The organism is Campylobacter sp. TJR-1 (assembly GCF_032840035.1).
Taxonomy (GTDB): Bacteria; Campylobacterota; Campylobacteria; order Campylobacterales; family Campylobacteraceae; genus Campylobacter; species Campylobacter fetus.
On record NZ_JAWIZX010000004.1, the window covers coordinates 222,358 to 239,411 of the forward strand.

The window sequence follows — 17,054 nt, forward strand, 5'->3', positions numbered from 1 at the left end:
TTGCTACCTAACAAAGTGCGAAAGCTCATCTTCTATAACTCTATTTATGTCTGATTCAGCAAATTTTAGAGCTTGGAAAATAGCATTTTTAACGGCTTTTGGACTACTTTTACCATGACTTATAATAACACAATCTTTAACCCCTAAAAGCGGAGCTCCTCCGTACTCGTCATAGTCTATTTGAATCTTTAAAGCCTTAAAAACTCTTTTCATAAGCAAAGCACCAACAGTAGCAAAAGGTGACTTCTTAACACTTTCTTTTATGATTTTTGATATAGCGCTAGCTACGCCTTCACTAGTTTTAAGTAAGATATTTCCGACAAATCCGTCACAAATAATAACATCAACACTTCCATCAAAAATCTGATTTCCTTCAACATTTCCGATAAAACTATCGAGTTTTGACATCATTTCAAATGCTTCTTTTGTGACTTCATTTCCTTTACAATCCTCTTCGCCATTACTTAAAAGCCCTACTTTCGGGTTTTTTACTCTCATTATTTGTTTGGCGTAAGATTCTCCCATTATGGCAAACTGAAATAGATGTTCTGCTTTACAATCAACATTTGCACCGACATCAAGAACAAGTGTTTTTTTATTTAAAGAAGTAGGCATAAGTGTGGCTATAGCAGGTCTTGCAACGTTTTTTAATCTACCGATTCTTAAAGTTGCTAAACTCATAGTAGCTCCACTATGTCCTGCTGAAACTATAGCTTTGCATTCGCCGTTTTTTACAAGCTCAATTGCTTTAAAAATACTGCTTTCCTTGCGCTTAAGTGCATCAGTAGCACTCTCGCCCATAGAAAATACTTCGCTAGACTCGATATAAGTTACAAATCTTGCGTAATCTTCAGGTATAAGGGGTTTGATCTTTTGTATATCACCTACTAAAACAGCATTAAAACTTCTATGTTTTAAAGCGTCGAGTACACCAGTTATTATAGGTTCTGGACCAAAATCCCCGCCCATAGCGTCTATTGCTATACTAATCATTGTTGTATATCAATACTCGCCGGTTGTTTTATTTATACGATGTGGCATCTTCCAACTACCGTCTTTATCTTTTACAGGCATAGGAAGAGTTATTTTATAGTGAGTTCTGCGTTTTGCAGCGCGTGTGTGGCTCACTCTACGTTTAGGTACTGCCATTTTATTCTCCTTTTAAAATTTTACATTCATCACAGTAAAAATATCCGCTTTTATAAGCTTCTATTTCGCTTTCAAAAATTTCATCGATGTCAATCTCGCCATCATAAAATTCAATAGTATCACTTAAATCGTTTTCTAAATCTTTATAAATACCGTTACTTAAAGATAATTTTACATCCTCATTCAAATTTAAAATCATATCTTTACCGCATCTATCACAATAATAATTTAAATTTCCAGATATCACAGCAATACACTCTACTATTTTTGGATTAATTTTTTTTAAATTTCCATTAAATTTTAATCCATTAATAACTATTTCAAATGGAACAGGCAAAGATGTTATTTTATCAAATGGTATTTTCAAATTTATCTTCTTAGTTTAGCAAATTTCTCTTTTTGCAAAGAAAAACGCTATTTCTGTCTTTGCATTTTCTAAACTATCGCTTCCATGAACAGCATTTGCATCAATGCTCTCAGCAAAATCTGCTCTTATGGTACCGGCTGCAGCTTCTTTTGGATTTGTTGCACCCATAAGCTCACGATTTTTAACAACTGCATTATTACCCTCAAGCACCATTACTACAACAGGTCCGCTTGTCATAAACTCTACTAATTCTCCATAAAATGGTCTAGCGGCATGAACTTCATAGAATTTTTTAGCATCTTCTACGCTAAGTTGAAGTTTTTTTGCGGCTGCTATTCTTAATCCGTTGCTTTCAAATCTATCGATTATTTTTCCTACAACGCCTTTTTTTACGGCATCAGGCTTTATTATAGATAAAGTTTGTTCCATGAAATCTCCTTTAATGATGGTTGAAATTTTTACAAAATTGCGATTATATCAAAAATAAACTTAAAAAAATAGTAAGCCACATAAAAGTGGCTTTAAATTATTATCATAAAACAGGAGTAGCGGCATTTCTTACATCAGCGGTTATTTCGCTTCTGCTTGGCTGGCCAGAGATAACCTCACTCCATACAATACAGCCGTCAGTAGGACAGGCTTCTGCGCAAGCCGGAGAATCATTGTGTCCTACACACTCTACACATTTATCGGCATATACATAGTACGCATCTTCGCCTGTTGGATTATCGCTATCATCAACTATGGCGCTAACTGGACACTCATCAATGCATGAACCGCAACTTATACAGGTATCTGTAATTCTAACTGCCATTATATCTCCTTAAATTTAGATTTATTTTATAAGATTATCAAAATTTGACTAAAATATGACTTAAGAAATTATATATAAGTATATTATATTTTAATACATATAAATATAACAAAATAGCTATAAATTGCAGCCTAATTTACTGGATTTCATTTACTATATCAAGTACAGATTTTTGTAGCTTTTTATCTTTTATATCTATTCTAAAATAAATTTTAGCTAGTTTTAAATCGCTATTTTTGATCTGAACACTATCACCAAACGATGTGAATCTCAGCCTTTTTGGATCTATACCGTTCCCAATCAGCATAGTAAGTACATTATACGCTCTATCTGCTGCTAACTTGTAATCTTTTGCGTATTCATTATAATCATCGGCATATCCCCTTATCTCTACGGAAACAGATTCTGGAACTTTATTTATTATCATAGAAATTATTTTTACAAAATTTATCATATCTGGATTATAAATTTCAGCACTCATAGGATCAAATTTGATTCCTGCAGGCAGATCTATAGCAACTTGATTTTCAGCTTGATCAAGCGCAACTCTATAGCGTTCGTTATTTGTATTTTGCTTGACCGAAGTGCTGTCGCTATTTTGCATAGCGATACCAGGACCATCAAATTGTTTCTCGCTTTTAGCGTTTTTAGAACTTTGTTTGACACCTTTTGAATCAGGAAAATCAAATATTTTTATAATTTCGGTTTTTAAAGCTTCAACTTTTGCGGTATTTACTGCAGATATCGCATATAAAGCTATAAATAAAGCAAGCAATAAAGATAAAAAGTCTGCATACGGAACAGCCCATTTTTCACCCGCTGGGCACTCTTGCTGTTTTTTCTTTTTTGCCATTTTGTACCTTAGTTAAATTGAGACACTCTAGGCTCATTTTTATCTAAAAAGTTAAATAATTTTGACTCTAAGCTTCTAGGATTTGCGCCCTCAGCTATACCTACTAGGGCTTCTATTATCATAGTTTTTTCTTTAATTATATCTTTTGCGTTTCCAAGTATTTTTTGACCCCATGGTCCAAAAAACGCATATGCACCCATAATACCAGTAACAGTCGCGGTAAATGCTCCTGCTATACCTGCTGCCATAGCTGCTGGATCATCTAGCAATTGAAGAGCTAACATAAGACCCATAACTGCTCCAACTAGACCAAATGTAGGGCAACTTTCACCGGTTTTTATCCAAAAATGTGCACATTCATGATAGTACTCTTCAGTAGTCTCTATGGCAAGTTCAAGATTTTCTTTAACCTCATCTATAGGTTGACCATCAACTAACATACTAAGTCCCGTTTTCAAAAACTCATCGTCTATAGAAGATGCTTTTTGTTCAAGAGACAAAATACCGTTTTTACGGGCCAAAGTACTATACTCTACCATCTCGGCTATACGCTTTGACATATCTACTCCAGAGCCCTTAAATGCTACTTTAAGCTCTTTAAATGCAGCTTTAACATATTTTTTATTTGTAGCCGTAACAGCTGAAAACATGGCTGTAGGGATAACTATCAAAACTGAGCTAATATGCAATACATGAAGCGGATTACCACCTTCTAAAATATCACCCACAGATATACTAGTTATAGCTAGCACCATACCGAATATCGTTGATAAATCCATAAATTCTCCGCCTATTAGAATTAAAAATTATTGCATAAATTAGCAAAAAAATAACTTAATGTAAAAAAATCTTACTTTAAATCGCCCCAATTTTTCGCCATACCCCAATTTGCAACCAAAGGCACATTGAGAGCAACTACTGTTTGCATAAGCTCTTGCACGTTTTTAGCAAAGCTAGGTGCTATTTCATCTCGCACCTCGAATATAAGCTCATCGTGGATCTGTAAAAGCATTTTTGCATCATCATTTAAGAGATCTTTTACTTTTATCATAGCAATTTTTATTATATCGGCTGCACTGCCTTGAAATTTAGTATTTACAGCTTCTCTCTCAAACATCGCAAGTTGCATAGGAGTGGCACCGCCAAAGTCAAAATACCTCTTTCGCCCAATCAATGTTTCTACAAAGCCGTCATTTTTGGCTCTATTTTTTATACTATCTAAAAAATCTTTTATAGTCGAAAATGCCTTAAAATAGCGATCAATATACTCTTTTGCGCTCTTTTTATCGATGCTGAGCTCATTGCTCAATTTATTTGATCCCATTCCGTAAATCAATCCGAAATTTATGGATTTTGCTATGGCTCGATTTTGCGTATTACTTTCTCCAAATATGCTTATAGCAGTTCTTGCATGTATGTCATCTCCATTTTTAAAAGCTTCTATAAGCGCAGGATCGCAACTAAAATGCGCTAAAAGTCTAAGCTCTATCTGAGAGTAGTCAAGAGATATCAAACTATAACCGTCTTTTGGCTCAAAAACAGCCCTCATATCTTTTGCCAAATTTCCGCGAGCAGGTATATTTTGTAAATTTGGATTTTTACTCGAGAGTCTTCCTGTGGCTGTTCCGGTTTGAATAAAATTTGTATAAACTCTATGATTCTCATCTTTTATGGCTAAGTTTAAAAGCGGCTCACAATATGTACTTTGAAGTTTATATAACTCTCTATACTCCAGTATTTTTTCTATAGATGGATGTAAATCTAAAAGCTCACTAAGTACGCTTTCATCGGTGCTATAACCTGTTTTTGTCTTTTTTTTCGCAGGAAGTTTTAGATAATCGAACAAAACAGAACCTAGCTGTTTACTTGAGTTTATATTAAATCTCTGCTCGCAAAGCTCATAAATTTCAGTTGTCAAAGCTCGCAAAGCAGAGTCATTTCGCAGTATAAGCGCTCTTAATTTTTCTAAATTTAATCTTATGCCGTTACTTTCCATATCAAAAAGTGTTAATATAAAAGGAAATTCAACGTTTTTTGCTATATTTAGCATGCTTTCTTCTAATTTATTTGTGAAAGTTTTATAAAATTTAAGTGTTATCCACGCATCTTCGCTAGCGTATTTTGAAGCACTTTGTAGATCGACACTAGAAAAATCCTCGCCTTTTTTTACTACACTTTCAAATTTAATGGTTTCATAATTATAAAGCTTCTTGGCCAAATTATCCATGCCGACGCTGCTGCTTGGATCATCTAACCACGCTAATATCATTGTATCGGAGTAATTTTTAGGAGGCTCGATACCAAAGTTATTTGCTATTATTCTAAAATCGTATTTTAAATTCTGTCCTATTACAAAACCTTTGTAAATTTGAGATATCGCCCATTTTGCACTGTTCATACTAATCTGAGATTCGACTCCAAGATAGCTATGAGCTAAAGGCACGTAATAGCTGGTTTGCTCATTAAAACAAAAGCTAAAACCGACTATTTTAGCTATTTTGGCATCTGTTGAAGTAGTTTCCGTATCAAAACTAATCATAATTTCGCTATTCATATCTTCTAAAAGCCTTATAAGCTCACTTTCATCCGTTAAAAGTACCGGAGTAAAACTCAAAATTTTATCTTCATCGCTAGATTTTAAGGTTGCCAAAAGACGACTAAGCGAATAGTCTTTTAACGTATCAATGACTTTTAGCAAAGGATTAGACATCGGAAAAATAGCATTTTGAAGATTTGGCGTTTCAAGTTCATCATATAAAGTCGCTAGACGTTTTGAAATAAAAGCGTTCTCTTTGCTTTCAAAAAGCATATTTTTCGTTCTCTCATTTCTTACTTGACTTAAATTTTCATATAGATTTTCTATGCTTCCAAACTCATCAAGAAGTTTTTTCGCACCTTTTTCTCCGATACCTTTAACCCCTGGGATATTATCCGCGCTATCACCGCACAATGCTAAAAAATCTCTTATCTGCTCAGGATAAACTCCGTATTTTTCATAACAACCATCACGATTATAAAGCTCTTTTTTTGCAGGACTAAATATACTTACTCTATCATCTATCAATTGGTAAAGATCTTTATCGTGAGTTACTATTCTTATTTCTAGATCTTGATCTTTGCTATTTTTTATAAAACTAGCTATGATGTCATCCGCCTCATAACCTTCTACTCTAAGGCTACAAAGCCCCATTTTTTCTATCATATCTATACATACTGGAAGCTGATCTTTTAGCTCTTGAGGAGGGCTAACTCGGTTTGCTTTGTAGTTAGGATCAATCTGACTTCTAAAAGTTTTTCCACCACTATCTAAAGCAAAAACTATATAATCACTCGGAAAATCTTGCTTAAGATTATAGATAAAATTTGCAAATCCATGCACCATTCCGCTTGGTTTACCGCTCTGACTTTTAAGACCGCTCATTGCGTAATAAAGTCTGAAAAAAAATCCAAAAGTATCAATTATCGTCAAGCTCTTCATGTTTTCTCCTAAATTTATCGCATATTTTGCACAGACCCGTTCTTTTTGCCATATTTTTGAAACTTAGCAACACAAACAGTCCAAAATAAGCCCCCAAAATATCTTCTAAAAAGCTAATAACTATATTGCTAAATGGAGCATCGAGTCTATTCATCTCTAAAAATGCCGATAAAATCAGCACCAAAATAAAAAATATATACTTTTTATATCTATCTATATCCCACCAAAATCCGATAATAAATCCAGGAACCGAACATATAAAAGCATGTAAAGTACAGACAAAAATAAGTAAAATTATAGCCATATCACACCAAGAACTTACTCGCAACGCTTATTATTGCGGTATTTGATTTAAGGATATTTGGACATTTTAGACAATACCGATTTAAAAACTTAACTCTTTCTTGTGCGCTAAAACCGCCCTCGCTTCCTACAAATAGCACTTCGCTTCCATTAGCATTATCTAGGCTGTCTCCTCCAAAATCTATCAAACTCACGTTTTTATGTACTTTTAAAAACTCATCTATATCTGCAAAAATTTCAAATTCTATAATGGAGTTTCTGCCGCATTGCTGCGACGATCCTATCAAAATCCTACGAAATCTATCAAAATCAAGCTTTATATTTCTTTGAGAAAAATCAGTATATACAAATATAATTTTCTTCACTCCAAGCTCATTTAAACTAGGTAGAGTCTTTTCTATGACGCTAGGATCGACTACGGCCCAAGCTAAAACCAGATCACTATCAAGACTTTTCGTAAGAGATTTAAATACAAGCTCGCAAGTGGCTTTTCGTTCAAATTTAATAATTTCATAAATATAACTATAACCGTCTTTTAAATTTCTTATATCAATTCTATCGCCTACGTTTTGACGCCTTGCTTTTAGGTGATTAAAACTATCGCCTTTTATCTCTAAAATTTCATTTTTAGCATTTTCATCATATAGAAATTTCAAAATACTACTCCAACGACGATTGCTAAAACAACCAAAATTATCTCACAAACTATTTTAAATATCATAAATTTTTTAAATTTGGAGAATTCTTTTGTGATGCGAACTCGTTTTAATCTCTTAAATCCGGCAGCCCCAAAAGGTATCAAAGCTATCCAGCACACTATCATAAAAACTACGCTAAAACTAATACTAAAATGTAAAATAGCTAAATTTAATACGCCCGTAAAAAATATAAAAGCCAAAAAAACATAATAGGTAGGCAAAAAATACATAAGTCTTTTTATATACGAAAACTTAGATGTATCGCCTACAAAAACCAAAACGATATGCAAAATTAAAAGCCCTAGCAGTATCTTAATAAAACTAAGATGCAGCCACGTACTCATTTCATAAGTTTCTACCATATTTGCCTACTCTGCTACTGGCGCTGGCGGGAAATCTTTATCTATATTTATATTCGCGTCACTTTTTGCTATAGGCACATCTGGAGGCGGAGTTTCAGAAACTACATTCTGAACCGGTTTTTGCTCCTCGTTTGAGCAGCCCGATAAAAACAGGATAAAAGCCGCAAATAGCCATACAAACTTCATCAGCACTCCTTTGGATTTATAAATTTAATACCGTTTTTTAACTTATCGTAAAACATCGCGTCTTTCCACTCTTCTATAATACCTTGGCTAAATACTATATCTTCTAAATTTATTATACCCATATTTGGATTATAAGCATCTTCATAAAAACACTGAGCATATCCGCTAGCCGTTTCATGAACGATAATGCTATGAAGTTTCACTTCTCTCTCGCCATTTCTCATCACAGTAAGTCCTAAAAGCCTATCTATAAGCACGAAAAATACTCTGCTAAACTGCTCGGCGCTTGGATTATAAGGAAGCTCTATCCACCTTTTAGAATACTTTTTTATATCATTTTTATACTCAATGTCATCTTTTGAATATAGAGTTGTGGTATGATCAAAACTGTCGATTATAGTTTTAATTCCTTGTTTCATCAAACCAAAATCATACACCATTTCTGCATTATCAAGATAATTTGAGCTTAACATTACCTCACATTTATAACTATGACCATGCAGACTTTCGCGACATCTTTTAGAGCTGCAAAACCTTACTATATGGGCATTTTCATAGTCATACATTTTTCTAATAATCATAGTTGCTCACTGTTTTTGCTTATATTTTACCTAATCTTTCATTAACTTAAGATATAATCGTACAAATTTTATATAAATATCAGGAGCTTTAATATGAATAATTTTAGTTTTGAGTGTCCTACAAAGATAGTTTTTGGGAAAGACACGATACCTAAGCTTTCAAATTTATTGCCTGAGAATTTAAAGATACTAATTATTTTCGGCGGTGGAAGCGTAAGAAAAAACGGTATATATGAACAAGTAAAAAATGCTCTAAATAAACATAACGTAAGCGAGTTTTGGGGAATAGAGCCAAATCCTAAACTCGAAACTTGTTTAAAAGCTGTGAATTTAATAAAGCGTGATGGTATAGATTTCTTACTTAGCGTTGGAGGCGGAAGTGTTTTGGACGCCACTAAATTTATAGCCGCTACGGCTAAATTTGATGGAGATCCTTGGGATATAGTAAGCAAAAGAGCATATTTCGATAAAGCCTTACCGCTTGGCTGCGTGATGAGCTTACCGGCTACTGGAAGCGAGATGAACTGCGTTTCAGTTATATCCAATGATAGTTTAAAGATAAAAAGAAGCTTTAGAAACGAGCTTTTATATCCTAAGTTTAGCATCATAGATCCAAAAACAACTTTTAGCCTTCCGCTAGCCCAAATTCAAAACGGTATAGTTGATACTTTCGTACATATACTAGAACAGTATGCAACTGTGGATCTAAATACCGATGTACAAGACGGTTTTTGTTTTGCGGTGATAAAAACCGTGATAAAAAACGCAAAAATCACCATAAACGATCCGCAAAACTATGACGCAAGAGCGAATTTATGCTGGGCGGCGACTTGCGCACTAAATGGCTGGTGTAGTGTAGGATGTACTAGCGACTGGTCAAGTCACGCCATAGGTCATGAGCTAAGTGCGGTTTATGGTTTGGATCACGGACTTAGTTTAGCTGTCGTTACAACTAGACTTTTAAGATATAATCTCGAGTTTAAAAAAGCTAAATTAGCCAAAATGGGACGCGAAGTTTTTGGGCTGGATGGAGATGAAATAAGCGTGGCAAAAAGCTGCATAGACGAGATCGAAAACTTTTTTAAAAGCACCGGAATAGCTACTACTTTAACTGAACTCGGTATGGATAAAGCATGCGTTGCAAATTTAATAAGCGAACGTTTTAAGCAAAGAAATTTAATCGTCGGAGAGCATGGCAATATCGACTACAGAGCCGCAAAACAGATACTTTTGGAGTGTTAAGCTTACTTTGATAAGATAAATATCGCCACTTGCAAAGAAACTCTAAAAAGACAAAGCCTATTTCGTTAGCTAATTACACGCCTTCTTTGTCGTTCCATAAGCGCACATGGAGTCTGTCGGAGTAATTAAAGCCGTTTTTAATACAAAACTCAGCTACTCTCTTAGCGTTTTTACTTAGTTCGGATATATTTTTTCCTAAAGGCATACACCAAACTTCGCCGTTTTGTAGCTCTAATATCTCGTTTATCTCGCCAAGCTCACTTCTACAAATCACAAATTTATAAAACGCATCTGCGTTAGCAAAGATAGCTTGTAAGGCTTTTTGGTTTATTCTTTTAGATTTTGGCTCGCCGCTTATTGCCAACTTCACGCTTACTGCGAATTTACACTTTTTATACACTTTAAATTTATCAAAATCAACAAAAATGCTGCCGTTTGTTTCAAAATGCACTTCGTAATTTTGCTCAAAACACCACTGTATAAATTTGATCAGATCTTCATCTTTATACCAAAGTAGCGGCTCACCGCCAGTTATTACGATGAGTGGTTTAAACTCCGTTTCTTTTACTAAATTTACAAGAGCTTCAAAATCAAATTTATTATGCTCAAAATGCGCTGTCTGCACTGCTTTGATCGTATCGCACCCAACTAATATCTCGCCTGTTTTTGGGGATTTTATTTTGACGCCAAAACCTTTACAAGAAAGGTTGCATCCCCCAAGGCGGATAAAAAGCGAGTAGCGACCACTAAATTTACCTTCACCTTGAACGCTGGTAAAATACTCGACTACATTTACCATCAGCCGCCTGTTTGGTAAAATGCACGGCTAGATATCTCACCTTTACCGTCATTTTCCCATTTGTTTTTTTCAGGTTTATCAGCCAAAACTTGATTTAAAATTTCACAAGCTTTTTTTATATCCCCCGCTCTCATTGCTTCTCTTATACTTTTTCCGTCTTCATAGTACAAGCACGGTATCAAAAGCCCTTCGGCACTGAGTCTTAGGCGATTACAAGTAGAACAAAAATCATGTTTATGTGGGTCTATTATACCGAATTTATAACCGTCTTCAAGTTCAAAAAGACTCGATGGGCTATTTGGACTTTTTGTTATCTCTTTTATATTGTACTTTTTAGAAATAATGTTTAGAATTTGATCTTTATTAAGCCCTTGTAACTCGCTAGAGGCGTGAGAATTTTCCATAAATTCGATATAGCGGATCTGAGCGCCTTTTTCTTTTGCAAAGTCCATAAGAGATATCAATTCATTGTCATTTACGCTTTTTAAAGCAACGGTATTTATCTTTACACCGAATCCTAAATTGCATGCTGTTTCAATGCCTTCTATAACATTATCAAGAACATCTTTTCTAGCAATAAAATGGGCTTTTGTTTTATCTAACGTATCTAAAGATATATTTATACGCTTAAGTCCGGCGTCTTTTAGAGCTTGTGCTTTTTTTGCTAAAAAATAACCGTTTGTAGTCATCGCTAGATCAAGTCCTGATTTATAGCCGTTTATCATGGCTACAAAGTTTTCAACTCCTTTTCTTACAAGAGGTTCCCCGCCTGTAAGCCTGATCTTTTTAACGCCGTTATCAAGACATATTTTTATAAACTCAAACATCTCCTCATAGCTCAAAACATTACTGTGACCAGCGTCTTTAAAAGGCTCATCTGGCATACAGTATCTACAGCGAAAATTACACCTCTCAGTCACTGAAACTCTTAAATAATCAACAACTCTTCCATAGCTATCTATCAGCATTAAATCACCTTATGAAATTTTAAAACCATTATCACCCTACCTACACTAAGTCTCAAATCTCTAGCAATGTTTTCTATGCTTTTTCCTGAACTATATAGCTGGATAATTCTATTTTCATCATTATCATCAAAACCCGGAGGAGTAATTTTGCTTATAGTTTTTGTTCGCTCTTCTAGATTATATATTCTATTTTGTTGATCATTTTGAAAATCATCAATGACTTTTTCTATACTTTTTACACTCTCTAACATGGGAATGACTTTGGCATTTATGCCGTCTGTGATTTTAGCATCTATTTGATCATATATATCTTTTAAATTTATATCGTTTTGCATTACTATGGGTTGATTTAACTGCTCGTTTAGCTGTTTTTTTAACTGATAATTTTCTTTTATTAAACCCTCTAAAACAAGTTCGAATTTAGCAAATTTACTATTTGACTGAGCATCTCTTGAATAAATAAGCCCAAACAAAACTAAAAAAAGCAGTCCAAAACCAACATAGATAAAAATTTCGCTACTCATTACCTTTTTGTTTCCTTATCTCTAATCTCTCACTCTCGGCTACATAAGACGACCACTCTTTTTCATCGCTTCTTGCTATTCTTACTATTTTTGCGGTTTTGCAGTCTACTGCTTTGAAATAGAGCAAAATCTCTCTTTTGATGAAAAGAGGCAATGAAATTTTAGCAAAATAAATAACATCTTTTTCCAAACAATCCTCATCAAAACTAAATCCTTCAAAGCCTATTTTATCTGTTATTTTCATATGTTTTAAAGGCTTTGGCGGAGTTTTTTCATTTTTTATTAAATTTGAAAGCTCATCTACTTTTTTGTAAAGCTCAACTAAAAGCTTCAAAGTGAGAGGATCTGAATTTTCACTCTCTCCTCTTGCTTTTTCGTGGCTTAGCCATTCATCAATATTTGATCTGCTCTCATTAAATTCAAGTTCAAATTTGAAATCCACATCTTCTTCAAAGCTAACTGCGACCTTAGAGTCTATAAGTCTGAAATCTACCATAAATCCACCCACACAAATAGTAAAAACATAATGCCTAAATAGCCATTTAATGTAAAAAATGCCTTGTCAATTTTTTTAAAATCAGCCCTGACTATTGTATGCTCTTTATAAAGTACTAAAGCGCATAAAATGACACCTAAAAAACCAAAAAAACTTAGTCCTGCAGCACCTGCAAAAAGTAGCCAAAAAACAACGGCTAAAGAGTGAAATAAAGCCGAGATAAACATAGCTGATTTTTCTCCGTAGATAGCAGGAATGCTATAAAGTCCGACTTTTTTATCGTACTGTATATCTTGTAAAGAGTATAAAATATCAAATCCTCCGACCCAAAAAATTACACCCAAACAAAGAAGTATAGACCAAAGAGGAATGTTTCCGCTAACAGCTATAGCTCCGGCTATAACAGACAAGCCAAGACAAAATCCTAAAACAACGTGAGCCAAACTAGAAAATCTCTTAAAATAAGAGTATCCGCCAAGAACTATTAAAAATAAAAAACTCAACCAAAATGCAAGTGAATTTATAAAATACGCCACGACGATAAAAATAATACCGTTTACGATTATAAATAAGAGAAGATTTTTGCGCCCTATTCTACCATCTACGCTCGGGCGAGAAGCACATCTTGGATTTGGTCTGTCTATATCCTCATCAAGGTAGCGATTAAATGCCATAGCATAATTTCTAGCGCTAACTGCACATAAAATACCGAGGATTAAAAGCGGAATTCCAAACCACATAGAACCGCTTTCAAGTTTACTAGCTGTTATCATAGCAGAAAACAAAAACGGTAGTGCAAAAACTGAATGTTTGAAAACTATCAGTTCGTTTATATCTTTTAAAATTTGAGTAAATTTAGCCATAATCTTCCTTTAAACTACTTATTTTATCTAATTTTTTATAAATTTAGCTTTTTTTTGATAAAATCGCACTAAAAAAGGGTGAGAATGTTTTACGAATTTGCTCTTATCGGAACAACGGCGAGCGGAAAAAGCAGCTTTTCTATAGAGTTAGCAAAAGAAATCGAAGCTGTTATTTTGAGTCTTGATTCGCTTTGTTTATACAAAAACATAGATATAGCAAGCGCAAAACCAAACAAAAACGAGTTAAGCATCATAAAGCATTTTGGGATAAATTTAGTATATCCAGATAGCCATTTTTGTGTTGGGGATTTTATAAAAGAGTATCATAAAGCAAAGGAATTTGCAATATCAAAAAATTGTCCGCTTATCATAACTGGTGGTAGCGGGTTTTATCTCAAATCTATGTTAAAAGGACTTAGTCCAAAACTTGAAAAGATAAAGATAGAACTTAACAATGACGAAATTTGGAGCATCGCAGAGAAGATCGATCCAAATTTCACATCTAAATTTAGCAAAAATGACGAATTTAGACTTCATAAATGGTATCAAATTTATAAATTAACAAACGAAATTCCAACTAATTGGTTAGTCAAAAACACCTCTGCCCCAACTATACAAAACTTAAAAATATACGAACTAAACTGGGATAAAGAAGAGTTAAAAAATCGCATAAAAAACAGAACGAAAATTATGTTAAACTCAGGTCTTATAGATGAAGCCAAAAAACTTTTTACCACCTACCCAAAAGATATCAAAGCACTAAAATCCATAGGTCTTAAAGAGTGCGGCGAATATTTTGAAGCAAAATTAGGAGATATAAAAAGCAAAGAGGCTATTTTAAATTTAGAAAATCTCATATCGATCCATACTATTCAATTAGCTAAAAAACAACGAACGTTCAACTCAGGAACATTTAAAGATAGGATTATATTAGATGCAAAAAGCCTTAAAGTCAAACATTTTTTAGATAAATATTTAAATTTATAAGCCTATAAGCTTTTTTTGCTGCTCACAAAGACTTTTCCAAGGAGAGTCAAAATTCGAGTTTAGACACTCGCTTATATACGGTTTTGCGGAGTCAAAATCATTTAAATTTATATAAATTTCTGCTACTTGATATAATGCTCTTAAACGAGTATCTGGTTTCAAACGTATATCAAGAAGCTTTCTTGCGCTCATAAGAGCATCTTCAAATTTAGAAATTTTTACCAAAGCAGAAATATATATAAAATCAATATCGGGGCTAAACGTATTTATATTTAGCTTTGTTTGCATATCGATAGTCTTTTTTGAATAATTAAATGCCGCACTATCAAAACCTTTTTCATATGCATATTTTGCCGCAGCGTCATATACCTCAACAAGTTTTAAATCATTCCCCCTTAAACTCTCAAGCGCATTTATACTAGAAATTGCCTCTTCAAATCTATTTAATTTCAACAAAGAGTAAAATCTGTAAAAAATAGATTCAGTAGGGTCTGAATACGGCACGCTAGCCGCCAAACCAAGAGCTTCGTCGCTAGCTCTAATCACCTCTTCATATCTGCCAAGCCGGTATAAAACCTTACTTAAATTTGCAAACCATTGAACTCTGTTGTTTAAATCCGGATCTTTTATATGCGAAACAGAAAGATTAAAAGCATCTTCAAATTTACCGGTTCTATCATAGCAGTTAAATAACTTAAATTTATCTTTTATATCATTTTGTATAGAGTAGTTGCTTACTAGCTTGACAACTGTTCTGCAGTCTCCGCTCTGATTTGACGAGTTGGCTAAAACCACTGCTGATTTATTTAATATATCCAAAGTAGCAGTGTCATTTAAATCTCTGATTTTTGTCGTATAGTTTAAAACTTTTTGATATTTTTTCTCATCAAAATTTAGTTTTACTTCTTCTTTAAGTGCTCTTTTACCTATATCTAGACCCTTATATTTATCCATTAAACTCTGATAATACTCATGCTTTTCTTCGCTTGTTTTATCGTTAAATTCAAAAAACAGTCTGTCGATTCCGGCTGAAATTTCAGGCATATATTCACTAGTGCTAAACTCTTTTTGATATCTTTTTAGATACTCATAAGCCTCTTTTGGATGATCTGTTTTTGTAAGAGTTATGGCCAAATTTCTAAGCGAAGGCTCATAAAAATTATCGGTTCTATTTGATCCTTCAAATATTATTTTATAAATTTCAGAAGCTATATCGTACATCTCTTTATCTCTAAACTCACCGGCAATTTGCATAGCGGCGTCTCTATCTTCTAAAATAAAGTTTTTGTTTGCATTTATAACTTTTTGCATATAATCTTTAGCTTCATCAAATTTAAGAGCCGATAAACTAACTTTAGCAAGTTTAAAAGCGGCTCTGCTGGCTATATTTATATCGTTTGAAGAGTATAAAACATCTTCATAAAGCCTGATAGCGTCTTCTGTTTTTCCCTTTGTAAACAGATCATCGGCGTATGACAGTATCGCCATTTTGGTAAAATGAGAGTCTGGATGCTCAGTCATCAGTATATCCAAAGAGTAGTTTGCATCGCTCGCCATATCGCTTGTGAGATATGCGTTCATAAGCATATACAAAACTTCTGGATAGTTTCTATCTGATCCATAACTTTTCATCCATTTTTTAGCTGCGTCTATTATTTGATTGCTAAATTTTTCAGCAGACTTATAGTCGTTTACTCTTTTAGAAAGTTTGTCAAGCGAACGTATATAATAGAGCCAAAACTCGCTTTTAAATATACTATTAGGATGCAAGCTTAAAGCTTTTGTAGCGTCTCTTAAAGCATCGCTATATCCGCCTTGCTCATAGCTTTTTTTAATAGAAAGATATACGCCTACATCACCGTTTTCTTCATAAGTAAGAGGTTCTTTGTTAAGATCTAAAGCGCCTATAGACGGTCTTAGAACATTTGGATATTTTATCGGAAAATTTATACCGTCGCTATCTAAGTTTGAGTATTCATTAATTCTATTATCCATTATCAAAGTAAAATGCCTAGAACTAGTTGCGGGCTTAGATATCACATCTTCATAATCAAACAAAGCTCTACTAGAATCGATTAATTTCGAGTTTAGCTTAGGAACTATAGTGACGATAAATCCATCTTTGCTCGGCTCAAAACTAACTTTCATAAACGGCAAATCCTGATCTTCTATATCACCGCTCATCTTAGCATTGACTTTACATATATAAGTCGTACCTTTTTGGTTGGTATTTTTCAGACATACGATATCAGAAGTATCTTCTAAATGTGCTATATAGTAGTCGTTGCCCATATCTTTTCCGCTATTTACGCTAAGAGTAAAGCCAAACATATTAATAACGATCAAATTTATTAAAATTATATATTTCATTAAAAAGATTATAA

General features: G+C 33.8%; 21 protein-coding genes. 2 read left to right on the forward strand and 19 right to left on the reverse strand.

Features of this window, described 5'->3' with window-relative positions; translation table 11 throughout:
• Window positions 1-3: 3 nt before the first annotated feature.
• From plsX to RVY88_RS05950, 13 genes are all read right to left on the reverse strand, one after another.
• Entirely contained in the window at window positions 4-993 is a 990-nt protein-coding gene (gene plsX / locus RVY88_RS05890) for a phosphate acyltransferase PlsX (protein ID WP_011731747.1), read from the reverse strand.
• 9 nt (window positions 994-1,002) lie between these two features.
• Window positions 1,003-1,149 (reverse strand): 50S ribosomal protein L32, encoded by a 147-nt coding sequence (gene rpmF / locus RVY88_RS05895; protein ID WP_162167399.1) that lies wholly within the window; start codon window positions 1,147-1,149, stop codon window positions 1,003-1,005.
• A gap of 1 nt (window position 1,150) precedes the next feature.
• A complete protein-coding gene (locus tag RVY88_RS05900; protein WP_144685848.1) occupies window positions 1,151-1,516 on the reverse strand; it encodes a hypothetical protein in 366 nt (121 codons plus the stop codon).
• A gap of 15 nt (window positions 1,517-1,531) precedes the next feature.
• The gene (ndk, locus tag RVY88_RS05905; protein ID WP_144685850.1) at window positions 1,532-1,945 is read right to left on the reverse strand and encodes a nucleoside-diphosphate kinase; all 414 of its coding nucleotides are present in this window, start codon (window positions 1,943-1,945) and stop codon (window positions 1,532-1,534) included.
• A gap of 103 nt (window positions 1,946-2,048) precedes the next feature.
• A complete protein-coding gene (locus RVY88_RS05910; RefSeq protein WP_002848287.1) occupies window positions 2,049-2,330 on the reverse strand; it encodes a DUF362 domain-containing protein in 282 nt (93 codons plus the stop codon).
• Window positions 2,331-2,466: 136 nt separating this feature from the next.
• The gene (gene motB / locus RVY88_RS05915; RefSeq protein WP_011731746.1) at window positions 2,467-3,183 is read right to left on the reverse strand and encodes a flagellar motor protein MotB; all 717 of its coding nucleotides are present in this window, start codon (window positions 3,181-3,183) and stop codon (window positions 2,467-2,469) included.
• A gap of 8 nt (window positions 3,184-3,191) precedes the next feature.
• On the reverse strand, window positions 3,192-3,962 hold the full coding sequence (gene motA, locus RVY88_RS05920) for a flagellar motor stator protein MotA (protein WP_011731745.1): 771 nt from the start codon (window positions 3,960-3,962) through the stop codon (window positions 3,192-3,194).
• Between the two features lie 71 nt (window positions 3,963-4,033).
• Window positions 4,034-6,661 carry a DNA polymerase I gene (polA, locus tag RVY88_RS05925; protein ID WP_162167400.1) on the reverse strand — a complete coding sequence of 876 codons (2,628 nt, stop codon included), beginning with the start codon at window positions 6,659-6,661 and terminating at the stop codon, window positions 4,034-4,036.
• Complete coding sequence (locus RVY88_RS05930) at window positions 6,639-6,965, reverse strand: hypothetical protein (RefSeq protein ID WP_002848281.1); 327 nt, start codon at window positions 6,963-6,965, stop codon at window positions 6,639-6,641. Before RVY88_RS05930 ends, polA begins: the two co-directional genes overlap by 23 nt.
• A gap of 1 nt (window position 6,966) precedes the next feature.
• Window positions 6,967-7,620 (reverse strand): 16S rRNA (uracil(1498)-N(3))-methyltransferase, encoded by a 654-nt coding sequence (locus RVY88_RS05935; protein ID WP_011731744.1) that lies wholly within the window; start codon window positions 7,618-7,620, stop codon window positions 6,967-6,969.
• Entirely contained in the window at window positions 7,617-8,024 is a 408-nt protein-coding gene (locus tag RVY88_RS05940; protein WP_162167401.1) for a hypothetical protein, read from the reverse strand. Before RVY88_RS05940 ends, RVY88_RS05935 begins: the two co-directional genes overlap by 4 nt.
• Before the next feature lie 6 nt (window positions 8,025-8,030).
• Window positions 8,031-8,210: a hypothetical protein gene (locus RVY88_RS05945; protein ID WP_002848275.1), complete on the reverse strand. Its 180-nt coding sequence runs from the start codon at window positions 8,208-8,210 to the stop codon at window positions 8,031-8,033.
• Window positions 8,210-8,791 (reverse strand): 6-pyruvoyl trahydropterin synthase family protein, encoded by a 582-nt coding sequence (locus RVY88_RS05950; RefSeq protein WP_002848273.1) that lies wholly within the window; start codon window positions 8,789-8,791, stop codon window positions 8,210-8,212. The genes RVY88_RS05945 and RVY88_RS05950 overlap by 1 nt, the downstream gene beginning before the upstream one ends.
• Before the next feature lie 93 nt (window positions 8,792-8,884).
• Between RVY88_RS05950 and RVY88_RS05955 the strand changes: the two genes are divergently transcribed.
• Window positions 8,885-10,033, forward strand: coding sequence for an iron-containing alcohol dehydrogenase (locus RVY88_RS05955; protein WP_162167402.1), 1,149 nt, complete (start codon window positions 8,885-8,887; stop codon window positions 10,031-10,033).
• Between the two features lie 73 nt (window positions 10,034-10,106).
• On the opposite strand, the gene RVY88_RS05960 is transcribed toward RVY88_RS05955, so the two are convergent.
• The 5 genes from RVY88_RS05960 to mqnP are packed head-to-tail and all read right to left on the reverse strand — an operon-like array spanning window position 10,107 to window position 13,683.
• Window positions 10,107-10,832 (reverse strand): 7-carboxy-7-deazaguanine synthase QueE, encoded by a 726-nt coding sequence (locus RVY88_RS05960; protein ID WP_065844613.1) that lies wholly within the window; start codon window positions 10,830-10,832, stop codon window positions 10,107-10,109.
• Window positions 10,832-11,800, reverse strand: coding sequence for a GTP 3',8-cyclase MoaA (gene moaA, locus RVY88_RS05965; protein ID WP_162167403.1), 969 nt, complete (start codon window positions 11,798-11,800; stop codon window positions 10,832-10,834). Before moaA ends, RVY88_RS05960 begins: the two co-directional genes overlap by 1 nt.
• Entirely contained in the window at window positions 11,800-12,324 is a 525-nt protein-coding gene (locus RVY88_RS05970; RefSeq protein WP_011731743.1) for a DUF6115 domain-containing protein, read from the reverse strand. The genes moaA and RVY88_RS05970 overlap by 1 nt, the downstream gene beginning before the upstream one ends.
• Window positions 12,317-12,820, reverse strand: a complete 504-nt coding sequence (locus RVY88_RS05975; protein ID WP_002848263.1) for a hypothetical protein — start codon at window positions 12,818-12,820, stop codon at window positions 12,317-12,319. The genes RVY88_RS05970 and RVY88_RS05975 overlap by 8 nt, the downstream gene beginning before the upstream one ends.
• A complete protein-coding gene (mqnP, locus tag RVY88_RS05980; protein WP_002848261.1) occupies window positions 12,814-13,683 on the reverse strand; it encodes a menaquinone biosynthesis prenyltransferase MqnP in 870 nt (289 codons plus the stop codon). Before mqnP ends, RVY88_RS05975 begins: the two co-directional genes overlap by 7 nt.
• An 84-nt stretch (window positions 13,684-13,767) precedes the next feature.
• On the opposite strand from mqnP, the gene miaA reads away from it, so the two are divergent.
• On the forward strand, window positions 13,768-14,670 hold the full coding sequence (gene miaA / locus RVY88_RS05985; RefSeq protein WP_162167404.1) for a tRNA (adenosine(37)-N6)-dimethylallyltransferase MiaA: 903 nt from the start codon (window positions 13,768-13,770) through the stop codon (window positions 14,668-14,670).
• Here miaA and RVY88_RS05990 read toward each other — a convergent pair.
• Window positions 14,665-17,040, reverse strand: a complete 2,376-nt coding sequence (locus RVY88_RS05990; protein WP_202930986.1) for a tetratricopeptide repeat protein — start codon at window positions 17,038-17,040, stop codon at window positions 14,665-14,667. The genes miaA and RVY88_RS05990 overlap by 6 nt on opposite strands.
• Window positions 17,041-17,054 lie beyond the last annotated feature (14 nt).